Below are 18,830 nucleotides of genomic sequence, written 5' to 3'. Positions count from 1 at the left end.
AGGCTCAGGACTTTCATAAAGCAGCAAGCGCGTCTATTTCTATTTTGTGCAATCTACTGGAACAGCAGGAAAGTGTTCTAAAAGAGACTTTGGCACAAAAAGAAACAGAGTCAGCTCTTATTCAACAAAAGAGCCTTCAGCTAAAGGCCATCGAGACAGCTCTCAGCGATTTGACTGCGACAGCGTTTAGCCAACACAAATAAATCTACTAAAAGGAGCGATACTATGTACAACTTTTCACCCCTAATACAGGCAGGAATCGCTGCCGGGAAATACATTCCAGTTGAGACAGCAGCAGGCGTGCCGATTGGAATGGTTCGAGACGCTGCAACAGGTCAGTTTGCCGCACACGCTATCGGTATGGGACTTAATCCTCTGACGGCTATCCCCTCGATGGCGATGGGCGCAGGCCAACTGTACCAGGGACATAAAGCACTCCAGGGAATCAAGGCGCTTTCTGCCTCAGTAGCGACATTGCAAGCGACTACGGCGGTAATTGGCGTAGGTGTCGTGGGCGTTGCGGCACTGTCGGCTGTGAATCTTTGGCAAACGCTCAAGCTCAGAAAGGACGTGCAGCAAATGCGAGTCGAGGTCAGAGAAGGATTTATTGACCTCAAGCAGGTATTTGCAGACCAGGGCGCTGAACTAATTGAGCACATTCAGCACGTATCAGAAGATGTAGAGTTCAGGGCTCATCGGACGATTTTAGCGAGAGCTTATGGCTTGTTTGACAAAGCAATGAATCGGCTTGCCTCTGCGGTAACCATGCAGGACTTGAGGGCGCGCAACGATGAGGTCAAAGCGGCTAGAGATATGATGTTTCAGGCTCTGTCTGATTATGATAATAGCCAGCTCATGAGCGGTATTGGTTCGATTGCTTACGTTCGTCGGCGCGAATGTGTGTGGGTGATTGAGCAAGCGATCGCAATGACTTATCAAATGCAGGGCGAATGGCAAACGGTGGGCGATCGCCTAATTAGTCTCAATGCAACTATCCGTAAAGACGCTGTAGCCACCTTAGATAAAGTCAAAACTGATGATGAGCTAGACTTTTTATTTCCAGAACTTACTCGAATTCGTAATCACGATTTAGTCGCTATCAATGCCTGGAATGATCATATTGAATGGTCTAAAACGCTTTCTAGCGAAGAAATGAATCAACTCAATGCGCTGACCGAGGATGACGCTGAAGAGACTGAAAATGACATCGCTACAGAAGATCCTGCTGACGACAAGCCAATTGAGTACTCGCTTTATGAGGAAGCCAAGTCTAATTTTGTGCCCGAGGCTTTGCATGAAAGCCTCGTCTATTCCTTTAGTACAGAGCGGCGGCGACAGGGCGAAGTGTATATTGCCGAAAGAGCAGCCTTAGAATCTCTAACAGCGTTCAACCCTCAGAACCTAAGCAAAGCTTCGCCGCTCGCGGTAGCAAATTTAGAGCTGTACTTTGAACTCAGAGATGAGTCTTTGGTAGATGAAGCAGAGGATATTGCGATCGCAGCATAACCAAAGACCAACCATCGCCCCCTGACTGAAAATCATCGCAGTCAGGGGCTTTTGCTTATGAGGAGCATTTCACGCTTCCGCATCAGAATCCGCCAGAACTTGCGACATTAGTAATGTGTGTAAGCCTTGGACGCTTCTAAATTACTTGTCATTAGTCAGAAACGTTGTGCAGCCGGTTGAAAGCGCAGTCGCTGCATGAATCGCATCAGGCAATTTTAGTTTTGTACTAACTCTGACCCTAGCGGCTTCCAAAAGAATGCTACGACTCACAGGCAGTGCAGTCGTGTTACTTGTAGCTGTGATGGCTTCAATATAGGCTGTCTGTTTAGGGATATCCCCGTCTCTGATAGACCTAACCAAGATTTCTGCAAGCGTTAGTTCACTAGTAACAATTGTCAATGAATACATCTGTGCAGCTTTGAACAGAGCAGTGAGCGAAACGCTATATTCGGCAACATTTTCCAAAGCATAAATCCAAATGTTGGCGTCTAGATAGATACGGTTGCCTTTCAGTAGCTGTATCAATCCCATGAATCACGCTCTTGTCGAATGTAAGCATCAATTTCGGCAACGCTGGAAAAGCTACCTTTAGCAGCTCCTATAAAGTCACTCAGGTTTTTCAAAGGCTTTTTCGGCTCTTCAGAGGCTGCTTCTACCAGTACGATGACTTCCACAGTAGCCCCTTCCGGTAATTCATCTGAATGCACTTCAACTAGGCCACCAGGTTGGACAGTTGCTTTGGCTTTGATAGTTTGGATCATGTTTACTTCCAACGAGTGAGGAGGCTGCGATCGCCATTCATGGCTAGCCGATCTCTATTTTGCGCTCTGTTCCTCCATTCGAGTCATTCTGATTCTATTTCGATATAGAAGCCCCGACACACCCACACCTCCGGTTCGGTAACCCCCCCTTCAGCAAACCACCTGTGATTAAGCACTATAGAGATAACCTTTTGAGCAAACCTCTATAACTATCCAGATCGGAGCATACACATGGGAAAAGTCGTCGGAATCGACCTTGGAACCACAAACTCGGTAGTCGCAGTCATGGAGGGCGGTAAGCCTTCTGTAATTGCTAACGCCGAAGGTTTTCGTACTACACCTTCAGTCGTCGCCTACGCGAAAAATGGCGATCGCCTTGTGGGTCAGATCGCCAAGCGTCAGGCGGTAATGAACCCAGAAAACACCCTTTATTCAGTTAAGCGCTTTATTGGCCGCCAGTACGACGAAGTCAATAACGAATCGAGCGAAGTCCCCTACAAAATTGCGAAAGTAGGCGGCAATGTCAAAATCGAAACGTCTGACGGCAAGCAGTATGCGCCTGAAGAAATCTCCGCTCAAGTCTTACGCAAGCTAGTAGATGACGCTAGTAAGTACCTCGGCGAGAAAGTTACTCAGGCTGTGATCACGGTTCCTGCTTACTTTAACGACTCTCAGCGTCAGGCAACTAAAGATGCTGGTAAAGTCGCAGGCGTTGAAGTGCTGCGGATTATCAACGAGCCCACAGCCGCTGCGCTGGCTTACGGTCTAGATAAGAAGAGCAACGAAACTATCCTGGTCTTTGACTTGGGTGGTGGTACGTTTGACGTTTCTATTCTAGAAGTTGGCGACGGTGTCTTTGAAGTCCTGGCAACCTCTGGTGATACTCACTTGGGTGGTGACGACTTCGACAAGAAGCTGGTTGACTACCTGGCTCAAGACTTTCAGAACAAAGAAGGCATTGACCTTCGCAAAGACAAGCAGGCACTACAGCGTCTGACTGAAGCGGCTGAGAAAGCCAAAATCGAACTCTCTAGCGTTAGTCAAGCCGAAGTCAACTTACCGTTTATTACCGCAACTCAAGACGGGCCTAAGCACTTAGAGACTACGCTGACTCGGGCTAAGTTTGAAGAGCTTTGCTCTGATTTGATCGATCGCTGTGGCGTACCCGTTCAGAATGCGCTTAAAGATGCCAAGCTCGGCAAGTCTGATATCGATGAAGTCGTCTTAGTAGGTGGCTCTACCCGCATTCCGGCGGTTCAGCAATTGGTTGAGAAGATTTTGGGTAAAGCACCTAACCAGACCGTTAACCCTGATGAAGTGGTTGCGATTGGCGCGGCTATTCAAGGTGGCGTCTTGGCAGGTGAAGTCAAAGACATCTTGCTGCTAGATGTAACACCGCTGTCGCTGGGTGTAGAAACTCTAGGCGGCGTCATGACCAAGCTGATCAACCGCAACACCACCATTCCTACCAAGAAGTCTGAGGTGTTCTCGACGGCGGTAGACGGCCAGACCAATGTAGAAATTCATGTTCTACAGGGTGAGCGTGAAATGTCTAGCGACAATAAGAGCTTAGGAACTTTCCGCCTAGACGGTATTCCTCCAGCTCAGCGCGGCGTCCCGCAAATCGAAGTGACTTTTGACATCGACGCTAACGGCATCTTGAACGTCACTGCAAAGGACAAAGGATCAGGCAAAGAGCAGTCCATCAGCATTACTGGAGCCTCTACGCTGTCTGATACTGAAGTAGATCAAATGGTCAAAGATGCAGAGTCCAACGCGGATGCTGATAAAGAGCGACGCGAGCGGATCGATCGAAAGAATCAGGCTGACTCCTTAGCTTATCAGGCTGAAAAGCAGGTCGAGGAGTTAGGGGATAAAGTCCCGGCTGAAGACAAGGAGAAGATTGAGGCTCAAATCAAAGAGCTGAAAGAAGCCCTTGCTGCTGAGGACGACGACAAAATTAAGTCGGACATGGAGGCCCTACAGCAGGCGCTCTATGCCCTTAGTAGCAATCTGTATCAGCAGGGCGGTGACGCGCCAGATGCCGATGCAGCGCCTGAAGATGCAGCGGATGGCGAAGCTTCTACAGGTGGCGAAGACGATGTCATTGATGCTGAATTCTCTGAAACTGAGAAGTAGGCAGCTCTAGTGTTAGTGCGCGATCGCCTTCACCATAGACGCGCACTCGTCTGCTGCTAAGAGTGATGGCAGTGTATAGCAATCGAACAATATAGCGAGCAAGCACAGGTGGATAGTTCTACCTGTGCTTTTCTATTCTTACTTGAGGCCAATTAGAGTTAATAGCCCCTTGCCAGTGATCAGTTCTATGAGGATTAGTGCCATAAAACCAACCATCGCTGCTCTGCCGTTGAGCTGCTCTGCGTATTCATTAAATCCTTTCTTTGGCCGCTGCATATTGGGCACTTTAGTCGGCTGAAGGTTGGCCATAGCTGTCCTTTTAGATGTATTGCTTGAGATGTATTGCTCAATCATTGTCACCAGCGATCGCCTCCCCAGTCAATGATCAATAATCTAGTCAACCGGACTGTTTTCACAATGAGCGATTCTCTTATAGAGGAGGTTCCTCTATGTATGAGAGGAACGTATGAGAGGAACGCGAATGACTCGTATAGTTTCTAACGGGTGAGTTGATCCCATTGAGCTAAGCGGCTCGCTAGCGCGCGTAGACTGAGGCGAGTATGCCGCAAGAAATGCTGTAGCGGTCAAGATCACTGTGGACGCCGGTATAGATTACTACCAATCATCAAAACTACGGCTGACTTTAGCTATAGTTGAGCTCATTCATTCAAGTGGAAAATATTGTTTAATACTGCGTATCATCTGCCTGTCTGCTCGAAGGGAACCTCTTCACCTAGGGTTTGCGCCAGTGTTTGGGAGCGTTTAAATCGGTGACTGCCAATTTTAGGAGACTATCCAAACGGCTGTGTAGGCGGCTGCAAAGCCAGCCCTATTGGCTAGCTAGTGTGATCGTTACGCTGCTATTGCTAGGGTTGCGGCAGATAGGAGCAGTACAGTCTCTAGAGCTGCTGACTTATGACTACATGCTGCGGTTACGACCTGATAAAGGGCCAGATCCTCGCTTGCTAATTGTCGAAGTAACCGAGCAAGATGTTAGCCGTCAAAGTGAATGGCCGATGTCTGATCAGACGCTAGCTAACCTTTTAAACGAACTTCAGTCTTATTCCCCTAAAGTCATTGGGCTAGATATCTACCGCAATATTTCTCATGGCGATGGTCAGTTAGCGCTGCGCGCTGCGCTCGATCAGCCCAATATAGTCGCTATTACCAGTTTAGGAATAAGCGCTGATGATGCCATTCCGCCACCGCCAGGCATGCCAAACGATCAAGTTGGCTTTAACGAATTTCCGATCGATAATGACGGGATCTTACGCCGAGGACTTCTGTACGCGCAGGTTGAGCAAAAACCACTATATTCCTTTGCACTACAGCTAGCGCTGAAGTATTTAGAGCCTAAGGGCTACAAGTTTGCGGTTGACCGCGAGAAATTGACAATCGGAGAAAAGACTTTCTCGGCTTTAACACCTAATTCGGGCGGTTATGAAGCTGTCGATGCGGGCGGCTACCAGATTTTGCTGAACTATCGATCTGCCGATCGGGTGGCGCGTACAGTGACTTTGACAGAGATGCTAGCAGGAGAAGTCGATCCTGACTGGATAGAAGATAAGATCGTTTTAATCGGGGTGACAGCGCCTAGTAAAAAAGACTTTTTCTACACGCCGTATAGTTCGGGCCAAGACGACGAACATGTGATGTCTGGAGTGATAGTACATGCTCAGATTGTCAGTCAGATATTAAGCAGTGTTTTAGGGGAAAACAGTGTTTTTTGGTACTGTGCCAATTCGGTAGAGATCGGCTGGATTTGGCTGTGGTCGCTAGCTGGCGGTCTGTTGGTATGGCAGATGAGGCGGTCTGTCCTTTTGGGTGTGGGACTAGTAGCTGGTTTACTTGCCTTGACGGGATGTACGCTAGTTGCTTTTAGCTTGACAGGCTGGATCCCTTTTGCAGCGCCTGCTATAGGTTTTCTACTAGCCGGAGGCGGGTTGATTACGTACCAGGTCTTTTACCAATCTTTTTATGATTCGCTGACGGGTCTGCCTAATCGGACATTGTTTGTTCAGAGGCTAAGGCGATCGCTTGCTAATAAAAAAGGCACTAATGCTGATCTTTCCTTAGCCGTGCTGACTTTAGATGTGGATCACTTTAAGGCAATTAATGAAAGGTTTGGTCACCACTTCGGCGATCGGCTGTTGATTCATCTAGCTCAGCGAATTAGAACAGTCCTGCCGTTACAGCATAGTTTGGCTAGGCTAGGAGATGACGAGTTTGCCGTATTGCTTCCTGTCGCTGGTGCCAGTCAGGCTGCTCAGGTAGCAGAGCAGTTGTACAGCGAGTTTGAGTCACCTTCCACCGTTGACAAGCAGACAATGACTAACAGCTTTAGTATCGGTATTGCGCTGAGCCAGGATGAGTCGTCAGAGCAGGCGGAGATGCTGCTACAAGATGCGCTAAGGGCAATGACGCGATCGCGAGTATTAGGTAAAGATCGCTATGAAATTTTTGATCCAGAGATGCGATCGCAAGCCGTAGAGCGCTTTGAGATAGAAGCTCAACTGCGTCAGGCCATCGAGCGGCGAGAATTCCTTTTGTACTATCAGCCGATTGTAGACTTGCGAACAGGATATTTAGCTGGGTTTGAGGCGTTGGTTCGGTGGCAGCATCCACAAAAAGGATTTGTGTCACCGCAGGCTTTTATTTCAACAGCAGAAGAGACCGGCCTGATCATCCCGATGGGCCGGTGGATTCTAGAAGCTGCCTGTCAGCAAATGTACCATTGGCAGCACCAGTTTGCCGCTGCTAGAGACCTAATGGTCAGCGTCAATCTATCGATCAAGCAGTTTAATCAGCCTAACTTGACCGAAGAGGTAGCAGCGATTTTAGCTAGAACGAAGCTTGATGGGCACAGTTTGAAATTAGAGCTGACTGAAAGTGCCGCGATGGAGGACGTGGGTGATACCATCGACCAGCTCGCTAAGCTTAAGGCTTTGAATCTGAAGCTGAGTTTAGATGATTTTGGCACCGGATATTCTTCGCTGAGCTATTTGCATCAGATTCAGACAGATACACTAAAGGTCGATCAGTCTTTTGTGGGACGCATGGAGGCAACGGCTAATGAAGATGGTGAGATCGTCAAAACAATCATCAGCTTAGGCCATCAGCTAGGGATGGATGTAATTGCAGAAGGGATTGAAACCGCAGCGCAGCTGGCTGTCTTACAGGCTTTAAAGTGTAACTATGGTCAGGGCTATTACTTTGCGAAGCCGCTGCCAGAAGAAGAGGCCACCCGTTTGATTGAGATGAATAAAAACTGGCTAATTGATGATCGAGCAGCTTGAAACTCTAGCCGTCTAAAAGCTTTCACCTGATAGAGATTAAAGCCTACAACCGATGATCTACGTGCTATTTTGATCAGAACAACAGCTAGGGTAGTTAGATTTTATGGCGAGTTCAGTAGAGTGGACGACAGAGGCCGAAGCGCTATTGAAGGAAATTCCCTTCTTTGTAAGACCCGCAGCCCGCAAGAAGATAGAGAAGTTTGCAAGAGAAAGAGAGATCTCTACAATTTCCGAGTCAGTGTATAAAGAAGCCAAGCAGCAGTTTGGCCGTAAGCAATAAGAAAGCCCACTAGTGAAGCTCTACGCTCCGCCAGTGGGCTAAAGATGTGTGAGAAACATCTAAAAGATCGAAAGCACTAGTTGATAACTTTGCTGTCTACTTCAATGACAGTAGCTGTCTTGGGTGCAGTATCTCTAATGTTCTCAGTAGCTGTGCTTTCGGCCACTGGCTGAGAGACATTGACCCAGGCACGTACCTGTCCGAATCGATCTTTGAGGGTGATGTACTGCTCACCGTAGCGATCGCCTAGCAGAACATCTAGTCTACTCGCCTGCTTTTGAGTCTGCGCTTTGATCTGAGGAAATAGTTTTGCTTTGGCAGCGCTTGCCACAGTTTTAAGCACTTTAATCAAGCGATCGGTAAAGTCCGGCGTGCTCTCTTCCTCTTGCCATACTTGATTAACCGCTTCAGCCGCCTGCTGACTTTTTGATTTGAAGGTAGAAACCGCTTCAGTAGTCACTTCCTTAGCAATTGGGCTGATTACAGTGCGTCCAGCCTGAAACTCTTCACGAGTCTCTGAAAAAGCCTGCTTGAGAATGCTAGAAATCCGCTGGGCACGCTGAGAGCTTTCTTTAGCCAGCGTCTTGAGTTTTTCGGCAGTCGTTGGCTCCGTGGCAGCAGACTCTGAAAGATTAGAGAAAGTTTCTTGTGTGTAAGTCATGGTTTGTTCCTTAGTTAAGACAGTTGAACGGGAAAACAATTGAACGGGAAAGTATGAAAAGAGGTTGAGAAAAGATTTAGTGCCCTCACCTTCGTCCTAGCGCAGCGCCTCAGCTAACGGTGACAGCCTCTACGTTGATGGTCTTAACGTTGTCAGTATCCATGACAGTTTCTAGTTCTGTCTTGATAGTGTTGTTAAAAAGCTGTCTTTTCTTCAGCGCTTCGGTCAAAAGCTGACTGATTTCCGAAATCAAAAGGCTAGCGACAATACCATCGTCAATCCAGCCAATCAAAGGAATTGCATCAGGGGAGATATCGAGCGGACTGACTAAGTAGAACAGAGTCCCAAAGATGACGAGCCAGCGATACCTATCGTGTTTAAGAGCTTTGCGATACCAGTTGTGAAGAGCGCCAGAGAGTTGTTGTTTCATCTGCTGTTTGAGTGAGGGCTTTGTTTCAACAGTTCTATAATCGCAGATGAGGCAAGCGCCGTCAGGTGTGGAAGATACGCCGAACCTTGGACGGGGCGGTTGTCTAGAAGCGGACGGTTAACCGAACATAGCAATGCCTAGGCGAGACCGATAGAGGAATCACTGCCAGATCGAAGCTAGCTATCATGCGATCGCCTACCTACAACCAAGATGCTGATATTTTGGCTCAGGGCTTTGACAAATTCTTCAGCTTTTATCTCTCTGGTCTCGGTTGTAGCTGGCTACTTCATGCAGTGTCACTTTGCCATCATTATTCAGATCGGCTACGGGGTTACCCAAATTAACCTGCCCTGCACTTGCAGAAGCCGCCGATAGGGTTGTGAACATGACAACAGTTAATACAGAGAACAGAAAACGTTTCATCTTAGTAGCCTCAATGCAGTGTGGCGCTAACTCAAAGACGGTAGGCGCTATCACCATTTACATTTTTCACAATAGAGAGACTGTCCGAATGCCGTCCTATGCTGGATTAAGTTTCAGATGAGACAATACTGAACAGCATTAATCTTGTTGCATTGAAGGCATTGCTATCACCAAACTCACAGTAGCCATTCGGCGAAGCGGTTACGTTCTAAGTCCTTTATCATGCGACGAATAGTGTCAAGTAAAGGCTTGATATCAGCCTCGCACACGCTGTAAATTTCTTCTTCATCTATTTCAAAGTAAACATGAGCGAGGATATTTCTCAGCGCCATGATGTCTCGCCATGGAATATCTGGATAATTGGATAGCAGCTTTCCTTCCGTTCTTTGATCGATTTGCTTAAAAGATTCACCTACTGCCAATAGCACCATACAGATCGAGTCTAGATGCTCTTTCCCTGTCGAAGTAGTCAAAAAATCTTCAGGCTTAGAGATACTCTGAAATCTCTCAGGAATTAGCTCTGTAGCTTCTAGAATTCGCTTCAGTCTATCTATTAGCTCGCTCTTCGCATACATAGATTGATTCTTTTTCCAAACGAGCTTTAAACCGAGGGCTCATACGCTCTCGATAGCGGATAACATCTACTGATCTTCCTAAGACTTCTACCAGTTCTTCTCGAAGACGAGCAGTCATAAACAAGTTTGGACTATCGGTCTCGAACACAATATCAACGTCACTATCAGGTCTTGCTTCCTGGCGGGCATAAGAGCCGAAGTAGCCTAAAGCACGTAAATTCAGCGCTGAGCCTCTCCTCTGCTTGAACTCTCTTAACAGTTGCTGTAGGTTTTCCTGGTCAAGAACTTCTTTCTCCATATAGCTATGTCTTCTGTACAACTATGCCTCTGCTCGACTCGGTTCTCAGTCTCTGTTTGACTGACTTCTCAACCAATCTTATCAATACCGCGCTTGCCGCCGACAGGCGGCCATGTAGTCTACTATAGTTGATTGATTCGTTCTATAGTTAATCGATTCCGTTTTACTAATTTTCAGCGCTTTTTGAGCCCGATATCGCTATGAGCAAAGGCACACTTTTTGACAAAGTTTGGGACGCCCACACCGTAGGCACACTGCCTTCTGGCCAAACTCAGCTATTCATTGGCCTACACCTGATCCATGAGGTGACTAGTCCACAAGCCTTTGCCATGCTAAACGAGCGCGGTCTTAAGGTGATGTACCCTAATCGCACCATCGCCACGGTCGATCACATCGTACCGACAGAAGATCAGTCGCGCCCCTTTGCCGATCCGATGGCAGAGAAGATGATGGCGGCGCTAGAGGCCAATACTTCTGAGCACGGTATTCGCTTTTTCAATGTCGGATCTGGCTCTCAAGGAATTGTGCATGTGATCGCACCAGAACAGGGACTGACCCAGCCGGGAATGACGATCGCCTGTGGGGACAGCCATACCTCTACGCATGGGGCTTTTGGCGCGATCGCATTCGGTATCGGCACTAGCCAAGTTCGAGATGTGCTCGCCTCTCAAACGCTGGCCCTAGCGAAGCTGAAAGTTCGCCGCATTGAGGTGAATGGGGAACTGCCTGAAGGCGTGTTTGCCAAAGACATTATTCTGCATATCATTCGTAAGCTAGGCGTGAAAGGCGGAGTCGGCTATGCCTATGAATTTGCCGGTAGCGCGATCGCCAGCCTGTCTATGGAAGGGCGAATGACGCTGTGCAATATGTCGATTGAAGGCGGCGCTCGCTGCGGCTACGTCAACCCAGACCAGGTCACCTACGACTATATAAAAGGACGCGATTTCGCTCCTAAGGTTGAGCAGTGGGATGATGCGATCGCCTGGTGGAAGAGTCTGCGTAGCGACGCGGACGCCGAATACGATGACGTAGTTAAATTTGACGCTGCCGAGATTGCACCGACAATCACTTGGGGCATCACGCCTGGGCAGGGCATCGGCGTAAACGAGACGATTCCCACGCCAGAGACCCTGCCAGAAGACGAGCGACCTATTGCCGAAGAAGCCTATCGCTACATGCAGCTTTCGCCAGGGCAGCAGATTGAGGGTACCAAGGTTGACGTTTGCTTTATTGGTAGCTGTACCAACGGCAGGCTCAGCGACTTGCAAGAGGCGGCTAAAGTTGCTGAGGGTCGCCGCGTTGCTTCTGGGGTAAAGGCGTTTGTCGTCCCTGGCTCGGAGCGGGTGAAGGTAGAGGCCGAAGCGGCAGGGCTAGATAAGATATTTGAGGCGGCAGGGTTTGAATGGCGTCAGCCTGGCTGCTCTATGTGTCTGGCGATGAACCCTGATAAGCTACAGGGCACTCAGATTAGCGCGTCTTCTTCTAATCGGAATTTCAAGGGGCGGCAGGGATCGTCTTCGGGGCGAACGCTGCTGATGAGTCCGGCAATGGTGGTTTCGGCAGCGGTCACCGGACAGGTCACTGATGTTCGGCAGTTGGAACCCGTCTAGCAGATGTTCGTAGCAGATGTTTCGAGAATAGGTTAAGAGAAGGTTTAGAGAGCTTTGTATTTTGCAATACATCTCTTAACCTACTCTTTTTTAACGGTTAACTTTTGTCTTGCAAGATAGGTCCAAAAGATTAGATCTATCGGGGCTATTGTTTTGTCTTTGACTACGTCTGTACCGGTTCGTGAGACATCGACGCCATTTGTCAAGCATCTAGAAAGACTGTACGAGGAGCGATCGCTCGTTACCTACACTGCCGGATTGACCATCCCGCTACAGTCTCAGCATATCTACATTATTTGTCGGGGCACCGTTCAGCTGCATACAATCCATGCCGATGGTAATGAGACGATCGTCGGACTCTGCGGCTCAACGATGGCGTTTGGCGCATCACTGACTCACATCCACCCATACTGGGCAACCGCACTGAGTGAAGTTAACCTGCTGCCGCTGTCTATCAGTGAAATAGAATCTTCTCCGGCGCTATCGGCAGCCCTGTTTCCGCAGTTAGTTCGTCGTTTACAGCAGACAGAAGCGTGGCTAGCTTTTTCGGGCAAGCGCCTAGTGACCGATCGTCTACGTAGCCTGATCGTTCAGCTGGCTCAAGATTTTGGTCAAGTTGGGCCCGATGGCGTCCGCATCACCATCAGGCTAACCCATCATCAGCTAGCGACGATCATTGGCACCACCCGAGTGACTGTGACCAGGCTGCTACGCGATTTCAAAAATGAGGGCTGGCTAAGGGTGCATCGCCGTCAGCTAATTGTGACGCCTCAGAGTCTGGGAATTTCTGTCTAGAAATTTCTGTTTAAGAGTTTCCACCCAAAAAAAACTCCTCTAAAAACCTCTTAGGTTTTACAAACTTGCCACCCTCTCGCCTGTTATTAAACAAGAGAGAGGGTGGCGTTCATGAAACGACCTACGCACCAACTACTACGCCGCCATTAGGATGGAGCACCTGCCCAGTGATATAAGAGGAATCTTCGGACGCTAGGAATACAAAGCAGGTGCCGACTTCTACTGGTTGACCGGGGCGCTTCATCGGTACCTGCTTGCCAAAGCCTTCTACTTGATCGGCAGGGAAGGCGTCGGGGATGAAAGGCGTCCAGATTGGGCCAGGGGCAACGCCGTTAACGCGAATGCCTTTTTCTAGAACGCGCTGAGAAAGCGATCGCAAAAATGCCAAGTTCGCCCCTTTCGTGGTCGAATAACTCAGCAGCGAATCATTGCCCTTATACGCATTGATAGAGGTGGTTATGATGATTGAGCTGCCCTCTTTCAGATGCGGCAAGGCCGCCTTTGTGAAGTAGAACATTGGAAAGACATTGGTGCTAAAGATGCTACCCAGCCTAGCCGAGTCAATCTCTTCCCAATCATCTTCCATGTACTGCTCAGCCGCGTTGCTGACTAGGATGTCTAGCTGCCCGAGCTGATCTACTGTCTTTTGCACGACTTCTTGACAGAAAGTCTCGTTACTAATATCTCCAGGCAGCAGCAGGCACTTCTGCCCTTGCGCTTCTACTAGCGACTTTGTTTTCTCAGCGTCCTTTTGCTCATCCAGGTAAGAAATGGCCACGTCAGCGCCTTCTTTCGCATACAGCACTGCGACCGATCTGCCAATCCCACTATCACCGCCAGTAATTAGCGCCACTTTACCTTTGAGCTTTTCACTACCTTTGTAGCTCTCGCGATCATAAATGGGCGCGGGTGTCATCTCATGCTCATGAGCGGGCTGTTTGTCTTGCGACTGAGCGGGGATCTGATCAGCGGAAATGGGCATCTCTTTATTTTCGTTAAAGTACCCTTTTAGAAAAGCGGTTTTGAACAGCTTTTTTTACCTCCTAAAAGTAGACTTTTAGGCCACTTTACTCTACTAAACCTATACCAGCAGGTCTATACCGAAAGAACCAAGAGAAAGACCTTACTTCTTGGGCTAGTAGAGCCTTGAGCCTGGCAACTGGTGTATCGATTGGCTTGTCTACTGGCTTACCGTGTTGGCCTACTGATCTGAGTCTCTTGGCTCAGTTGCGCCCACAACGGTGCTAAACAAACGCGCTCCCCACCCGCAAACTGCAACAAAGAATAACAGTGTCAAAGGCGCTAGGCCCGCAAAAGGAAAGATAATCAGTAGCAGAATTGAAAGAATGATTGCAAGTCGGCCCAAGTCACTATTCATGGTTTTTCTAATCTTCTTATCAAGACAACGCAAACGAAAGAATGTTAGTAGCGTAGTGGTCTAACTCAAACTATGCCCTCAGTCGGAAGACAAGTTTTTGGCAAGTGACTTATTCTCATAGCGTGAGTTTTAAGAAAATCTTTATAAACTCTCATTGATAGCAACCTAGAGACGAGTATGAACAATTTTCTACATGTGGGCCAGCTAGTGACGCTAGGTAGATTGCGGCGCTTGGTCATTGTGCTAGTAGCGGGGCTGCTGGTGATGTTGATGACAACGGCTTGTACGCCGTCTGATACATCGGCTAGCCAAATGAATGTGCCTGAGGCTACGCCTGCCGATGTCCAAAGAGCTCAGAGTAATTTAAGTGACGAATCAATAGACGAAGATGTCCTGTCACAGCAAGGCGCGTCTCAAGCTCGCCGCAGCGACAGCAGCTCGATTCAGTAGCCGTAATCAGTAGCCATAGCAATGCATAGCTCTGATGTTGTACTAGCTGGACTATCTGCACTTTTCCTAGCGCTAATTCACGTGGTGGCTAGCCGGTTCAAGTTCTTGAAGCGATCGCCTCGCAGTCGATGGCTTTCTTTCGGTAGCGGGGTCTCGGTCGCCTATGTCTTTGTCCATGTGCTGCCTGACTTGAGTGAGGCCCAATCAGAATTTCAAGAGAGTACCACTGCCCTCTCGGCGATTGAACACCATGTGTATGTCCTAGCGTTGCTAGGGATGATTGCATTCTATGGTCTAGAAAGAGCCGCTAAGGTTTCTAGGCATCGAAGCAGACAAGAAGGCGATGGCGACGAGACCCAACCGGGTGTGTTTTGGCTACACATGGTGTCTTTTGGACTGTATAACGCGCTGATCGGCTATTTACTGATGCATCGCGAAGAACCGAGCTTAATCGGGCTGTGGCTGTATGTGATCGCTATGGCGCTTCACTTTCTAGTCAACGACTACAGCCTATGGGAAGACCACAAACGGCCTTATTCTCGCGTGGGTAAGTGGATATTAGCAGCGGCTGTCATCTGTGGCTGGGTAATTGGTACCCAAACCGAGATAGACGAAGCCATCACAGCCGTGCTGTTTGCCTTTCTAGCTGGCGGTATCATCTTGAACATCTTGAAAGAAGAGCTGCCTCAAGAAAGGGAGAGTCGATTTTGGACGTTTGCTATTGGAGCAGTTGGCTATTCTGGTCTGCTGCTAGTCTTGTAACGCTAGTTCATTGTTAGCTGTTAGGTGCAAGTCGGATGCGATCGCCCAGAGTCCGCAGTTGTCCGCAGTTGTCCGCAGCTGTGAGTTTAGCGCTTAATCGCATCGCGCAAGTCCGCCAAATCCGTGTACGAATCAGCTAAGTCAATCAGGCTATCGCTAGTCATAGACTGCAGGCTCACCACCTCAATAAACGTACCGCGCTGACTTAGCACCTGCAGCGCGTAAGCCAGGTTGCCATCGCCGCCTAGTAAAGTGATATTTGGACAGTATTCTGCAATACGCATCATATCAACGGCCATCTCTACATGCATGTTTGCCTTGCGAGAGCCATCGGGTAGATTGGTTAGCTCTTTGCTGACGACACGATGCCCATGACGGTTGAGCCACAGCAAAAAGCCACGCTGCTTTTCGTTTTGAGGATCTACGCCCGTGTAGAAATACGCCCGCAGCAGACGACGGCCTCTGACTAGAGAGGTCAAGAGACGGCGATAGTCTACTTCTATGTTCAAATGGGAGGCTGCATAGAAAAGATTAGAGCCATCAATAAAGATGGTGATTAGATCGCTACTTTGAGTCACAGGCCAAGAGTTCGCTGGCGGACTAGGCTGGGTTTTGATAGTTTTTCTGTCTGACTTGCTACCTGGCTTGAGTGAATTAGCAGTAGCATCACGCTCCTTCCTTTTACTTGCTGTTTTAGGAGGCTCAGGTGAAGAATCGCTGGTGCTGTTTTTCTTACTAGGCGAATCACTGGGCAAATTAGTAGACAAAACAGGCGATGAAAGCTTCGATGTGGATTTAGGTTTGGTAGAAAGCTTGGTTCTAGAGCGGGTTCTTCTAATCGTAGCTTGCACTTCAGTATTAGCCGCTTCAGCACTAGCCAAAGGGTGGTCTGTAACGCTAGCTTCACGATCAGAAGCCTTACTTTGGCTAGGATCACGACTATCGTGCTCGTCAGCTTTTTTCATATCACACGGAGGCGTCGCCTCTGTATTGGCAAAGTCGGTATCAGATAACTTCAATGGAACTCTGGATATATCAAAATGTTGCGAACTTTAACATCGTAAAGGCTGAGTACTCACCTTTCTCAAATGTCAGCAAATAATTTAATAATGCCCGAGACTAAGACTATTAGAGAGCATGAAACGATTTACGCAGCTGTTTTTAGACGTAGATGCCACCACATCGACGAACGCAAAAGTCAGGGCCATACAGCAATACTTTCACGATGAAAACCCCCAAAATGCGATATGGGCGCTTTATCTGCTGATGAGTAAAACGCGAAAGCGGCTGATTACTTCTCGGGTGCTGCGCGAGATCTTTTTACAGATTTCAGAGATACCAGAATGGCTGTTTGAGGAGAGCGCCTCGCATGTCGGCGATACGGCAGAGACTATTGCCTTGCTGCTGCGCGATGTCTCAATCGAGCCAACGGGTACTTCGAGCGCAGGGGGTGACACGCCGCTGCATGAGTGGATGGAGTCGGTGATTCCGCAGGTCAAGGAAATTAAGGATAAGGAAAGCGATCGCCTGAAAAACCTCGTTATCGACTGGTGGGCTAATTTACAAGACGATGAGATCTTCGTGCTCAACAAGGTGCTAACGGGCGCTTTTCGGATGGGGGCAAGTACCAAGCTAGTGGTCAAAGCGCTGTCGGCGGAGTATGGGCTGACAGAGGCGGTTCTAACCCATCGGCTGATGGGCGACATTGAGACTACGGGCGAGTTTTATCAGGCTCTGATCGATCCAGATGAAACCGATGCAAGCCCCAGTAGACCTTATCCCTTCTTTTTGGCAGCGCCGATTGATGTAGAAAAGTTTGCGGCTGAGCCGATGGAGCAGTGGCAGGCTGAGTGGAAATGGGATGGCATTCGCGCTCAGCTGATCTACCGGGAGGGCCAGCTATTTATCTGGTCGCGAGGAGAAGATCTGATTACCCACCAGTTTCCTGAGTTCGAGTCGGCAGTCGGCGTGATACCTGATGGAACTGTACTAGATGGCGAGATTGTCTGTTGGGATGCAGAGAAACCGCTAGACTTCAATTTTTTGCAAAAGCGGCTGGGCCGAAAGCGAGTAACTAAGAAGCTGATGGCAGAAAATCCGGTGCATTTCATCGCCTACGACTTACTAGAAAAGGAGGGTGAGGATATTCGAACCATGCCCTTACAGGCTAGACGAGCAGCGATGACGGCTTTGATTGACCAGCATCCCAATGAGTGTATTAGCTATGCAAAGCCGCTAGCGTTCGAGACGTTTGAAGCGTTAGAAGACTGGCGATCGCAATCTAGAGCCATGGGCGCAGAAGGGCTGATGCTAAAAGCCCTAAACAGCCCTTACTTAGTCGGTAGAAAGCGCGGCTACTGGTGGAAGCATAAGGTCGATCCGATGACTTTGGACGCGGTGATGATCTATGCCCAAGCAGGGACCGGTAAGCGCTCTAACCTATTTACTGACTATACATTTGCGCTGTGGAAAGGCCAAGGAGAAGGCAGGACGCTGGTGCCCTTTACCAAGGCATATTCTGGTCTAGACAATGCCGAGATTGAAAAGCTAGATCGCTGGATTCGCCGACATACCAATGAAAAATTTGGTCCGGTGCGCTCGGTTGAGCCGTTTCATGTCTTTGAGATTGGCTTTGAGGGCATTGCTGAATCAAAGCGGCACAAGTCGGGAATTGCGGTGCGCTTCCCTAGAATTCTGCGCTGGCGAACAGATAAACCGATGAAAGAAGCAGATACGCTAGCAAGTGCGATCGCGCTACTAAAAAGCCGAGTCTAAGAAGCCGGGCTATTCTACGAGAAAAGGAAGCGCCTACGACTCCACTCAACCCTCAGGCGAGATGACCGCAAAGCTGAGCGGAGCCGAAGTCAGCGCATCTTGATTTCGCCGCGTTCTCTAATCTGTTTGGACCGGGTAGGTACAGTCAGCTGGCAGACCCAATCGCCAGTTTTACCCGTCAAAAAAGGAACAATGCTGCCGTCACTAGCTAAGATCCGAGCGCGATCGCGGCAGTTATAAAGCTCCAGTGGCTGTCTAACGCCATCTATACTTACGACAGTTCGATACTCCCAATAGCTTTTGGCGCTACGGCGAATGCTATTAATGCAGACTTGGTGACCGCTAAAGAGTCGGCAGATATCTGACTCAGCAGGCGCGTTAACTACGTTTAATAGCCAGACGGCAAACGGCAGCGCTAGCATCGCAATCACTACAGCCCACCAAACCGACAAGAACTTATCAACCAGCAGAGATTTTAAGGAGAGCATTAGAGCAGCGCCAAAAGCAGTGCAAAGGGAACAGCGCAACAAAGACAGCGTAAACTTTGTATCTTTTCTTTTTGTATCTTTGTCTTAGAGTCTACCGCTTCCTTTAACCCGAATGCATCAAAGACTTCCGGCTTAGGAAGATTCGTCTGCTGGCTCATTCACTAAGGATCGAAAATTTAATAAGATGCACATTTTCTGCCGCC

22 protein-coding genes are annotated in these 18,830 nt (G+C 48.7%); 10 read left to right on the top strand and 12 right to left on the bottom strand.

The window, feature by feature from the left end:
- Positions 1-203: hypothetical protein (locus IQ256_RS29535; protein WP_228024724.1), on the top strand; the 203-nt coding region annotated here is incomplete at its 5' end.
- Positions 204-225: 22 nt separating this feature from the next.
- The gene (locus tag IQ256_RS09530) at positions 226-1,506 is read left to right on the top strand and encodes a hypothetical protein (protein WP_193855311.1); all 1,281 of its coding nucleotides are present in this window, start codon (positions 226-228) and stop codon (positions 1,504-1,506) included.
- Between the two features lie 141 nt (positions 1,507-1,647).
- On the opposite strand, the gene IQ256_RS09525 is transcribed toward IQ256_RS09530, so the two are convergent.
- The gene (locus IQ256_RS09525) at positions 1,648-2,037 is read right to left on the bottom strand and encodes a PIN domain-containing protein (protein ID WP_193855310.1); all 390 of its coding nucleotides are present in this window, start codon (positions 2,035-2,037) and stop codon (positions 1,648-1,650) included.
- Positions 2,028-2,267 (bottom strand): hypothetical protein, encoded by a 240-nt coding sequence (locus IQ256_RS09520; protein WP_193855309.1) that lies wholly within the window; start codon positions 2,265-2,267, stop codon positions 2,028-2,030. The genes IQ256_RS09525 and IQ256_RS09520 overlap by 10 nt, the downstream gene beginning before the upstream one ends.
- A 231-nt stretch (positions 2,268-2,498) precedes the next feature.
- Here IQ256_RS09520 and dnaK point away from each other — a divergent pair, with 231 nt between their 5' ends.
- Complete coding sequence (dnaK, locus tag IQ256_RS09515; protein WP_193855308.1) at positions 2,499-4,406, top strand: molecular chaperone DnaK; 1,908 nt, start codon at positions 2,499-2,501, stop codon at positions 4,404-4,406.
- Between the two features lie 138 nt (positions 4,407-4,544).
- On the opposite strand, the gene IQ256_RS09510 is transcribed toward dnaK, so the two are convergent.
- Positions 4,545-4,715 carry a hypothetical protein gene (locus tag IQ256_RS09510; protein ID WP_193855307.1) on the bottom strand — a complete coding sequence of 57 codons (171 nt, stop codon included), beginning with the start codon at positions 4,713-4,715 and terminating at the stop codon, positions 4,545-4,547.
- A 461-nt stretch (positions 4,716-5,176) separates the two neighbouring features.
- Between IQ256_RS09510 and IQ256_RS09505 the strand changes: the two genes are divergently transcribed.
- Together IQ256_RS09505 and IQ256_RS09500 are read left to right on the top strand one after the other, a co-directional pair.
- Positions 5,177-7,702, top strand: coding sequence for an EAL domain-containing protein (locus IQ256_RS09505; RefSeq protein ID WP_193855306.1), 2,526 nt, complete (start codon positions 5,177-5,179; stop codon positions 7,700-7,702).
- A 103-nt stretch (positions 7,703-7,805) separates the two neighbouring features.
- Positions 7,806-7,982, top strand: a complete 177-nt coding sequence (locus IQ256_RS09500) for a protochlorophyllide oxidoreductase (protein WP_193855305.1) — start codon at positions 7,806-7,808, stop codon at positions 7,980-7,982.
- 76 nt (positions 7,983-8,058) lie between these two features.
- Here IQ256_RS09500 and IQ256_RS09495 read toward each other — a convergent pair whose 3' ends face one another.
- The 5 genes from IQ256_RS09495 to IQ256_RS09475 all read right to left on the bottom strand — a co-directional run bounded on the left by IQ256_RS09495 (position 8,059) and on the right by IQ256_RS09475 (position 10,369).
- A complete protein-coding gene (locus IQ256_RS09495) occupies positions 8,059-8,643 on the bottom strand; it encodes a hypothetical protein (RefSeq protein ID WP_193855304.1) in 585 nt (194 codons plus the stop codon).
- 109 nt (positions 8,644-8,752) lie between these two features.
- Positions 8,753-9,073 (bottom strand): YkvA family protein, encoded by a 321-nt coding sequence (locus IQ256_RS09490; protein ID WP_193855303.1) that lies wholly within the window; start codon positions 9,071-9,073, stop codon positions 8,753-8,755.
- Between the two features lie 246 nt (positions 9,074-9,319).
- Positions 9,320-9,496 carry a hypothetical protein gene (locus IQ256_RS09485; RefSeq protein ID WP_193855302.1) on the bottom strand — a complete coding sequence of 59 codons (177 nt, stop codon included), beginning with the start codon at positions 9,494-9,496 and terminating at the stop codon, positions 9,320-9,322.
- Between the two features lie 176 nt (positions 9,497-9,672).
- Positions 9,673-10,071 (bottom strand): DUF86 domain-containing protein, encoded by a 399-nt coding sequence (locus IQ256_RS09480; RefSeq protein ID WP_193855301.1) that lies wholly within the window; start codon positions 10,069-10,071, stop codon positions 9,673-9,675.
- Positions 10,043-10,369 carry a nucleotidyltransferase family protein gene (locus tag IQ256_RS09475; RefSeq protein WP_193855300.1) on the bottom strand — a complete coding sequence of 109 codons (327 nt, stop codon included), beginning with the start codon at positions 10,367-10,369 and terminating at the stop codon, positions 10,043-10,045. Before IQ256_RS09475 ends, IQ256_RS09480 begins: the two co-directional genes overlap by 29 nt.
- Positions 10,370-10,569: 200 nt before the next feature.
- Here IQ256_RS09475 and leuC point away from each other — a divergent pair, with 200 nt between their 5' ends.
- Entirely contained in the window at positions 10,570-11,979 is a 1,410-nt protein-coding gene (gene leuC / locus IQ256_RS09470) for a 3-isopropylmalate dehydratase large subunit (RefSeq protein ID WP_193855299.1), read from the top strand.
- A gap of 159 nt (positions 11,980-12,138) precedes the next feature.
- Complete coding sequence (locus IQ256_RS09465; RefSeq protein ID WP_228024722.1) at positions 12,139-12,774, top strand: Crp/Fnr family transcriptional regulator; 636 nt, start codon at positions 12,139-12,141, stop codon at positions 12,772-12,774.
- A gap of 121 nt (positions 12,775-12,895) precedes the next feature.
- Here the strand turns inward: IQ256_RS09465 and IQ256_RS09460 are convergent, their stop codons facing one another.
- Together IQ256_RS09460 and IQ256_RS09455 are read right to left on the bottom strand one after the other, a co-directional pair.
- Positions 12,896-13,756, bottom strand: a complete 861-nt coding sequence (locus tag IQ256_RS09460) for an SDR family oxidoreductase (RefSeq protein WP_193855297.1) — start codon at positions 13,754-13,756, stop codon at positions 12,896-12,898.
- Positions 13,757-13,975: 219 nt separating this feature from the next.
- Positions 13,976-14,152: a hypothetical protein gene (locus tag IQ256_RS09455; RefSeq protein ID WP_193855296.1), complete on the bottom strand. Its 177-nt coding sequence runs from the start codon at positions 14,150-14,152 to the stop codon at positions 13,976-13,978.
- A gap of 177 nt (positions 14,153-14,329) precedes the next feature.
- Here IQ256_RS09455 and IQ256_RS09450 point away from each other — a divergent pair, with 177 nt between their 5' ends.
- Together IQ256_RS09450 and IQ256_RS09445 are read left to right on the top strand one after the other, a co-directional pair.
- On the top strand, positions 14,330-14,602 hold the full coding sequence (locus IQ256_RS09450) for a hypothetical protein (RefSeq protein ID WP_193855295.1): 273 nt from the start codon (positions 14,330-14,332) through the stop codon (positions 14,600-14,602).
- A 21-nt stretch (positions 14,603-14,623) separates the two neighbouring features.
- Complete coding sequence (locus tag IQ256_RS09445) at positions 14,624-15,364, top strand: hypothetical protein (RefSeq protein ID WP_193855293.1); 741 nt, start codon at positions 14,624-14,626, stop codon at positions 15,362-15,364.
- Positions 15,365-15,450: 86 nt separating this feature from the next.
- Here the strand turns inward: IQ256_RS09445 and IQ256_RS09440 are convergent, their stop codons facing one another.
- Entirely contained in the window at positions 15,451-16,383 is a 933-nt protein-coding gene (locus IQ256_RS09440; protein WP_228024721.1) for an NYN domain-containing protein, read from the bottom strand.
- Between the two features lie 118 nt (positions 16,384-16,501).
- Between IQ256_RS09440 and IQ256_RS09435 the strand changes: the two genes are divergently transcribed.
- Positions 16,502-18,139 (top strand): ATP-dependent DNA ligase, encoded by a 1,638-nt coding sequence (locus IQ256_RS09435; protein WP_193855291.1) that lies wholly within the window; start codon positions 16,502-16,504, stop codon positions 18,137-18,139.
- Positions 18,140-18,228: 89 nt separating this feature from the next.
- Here the strand turns inward: IQ256_RS09435 and IQ256_RS29530 are convergent, their stop codons facing one another.
- A complete protein-coding gene (locus IQ256_RS29530; RefSeq protein WP_228024720.1) occupies positions 18,229-18,627 on the bottom strand; it encodes a hypothetical protein in 399 nt (132 codons plus the stop codon).
- Between the last annotated feature and the right edge of the window lie 203 nt (positions 18,628-18,830).

It is taken from the genome of cf. Phormidesmis sp. LEGE 11477, assembly GCF_015207105.1.
Classification (GTDB): domain Bacteria; phylum Cyanobacteriota; class Cyanobacteriia; order Phormidesmidales; family Phormidesmidaceae; genus Phormidesmis.
The sequence above is the reverse complement of the archived record's forward strand: the minus strand, read 5'-3'. Positions and strand labels throughout refer to the sequence as shown.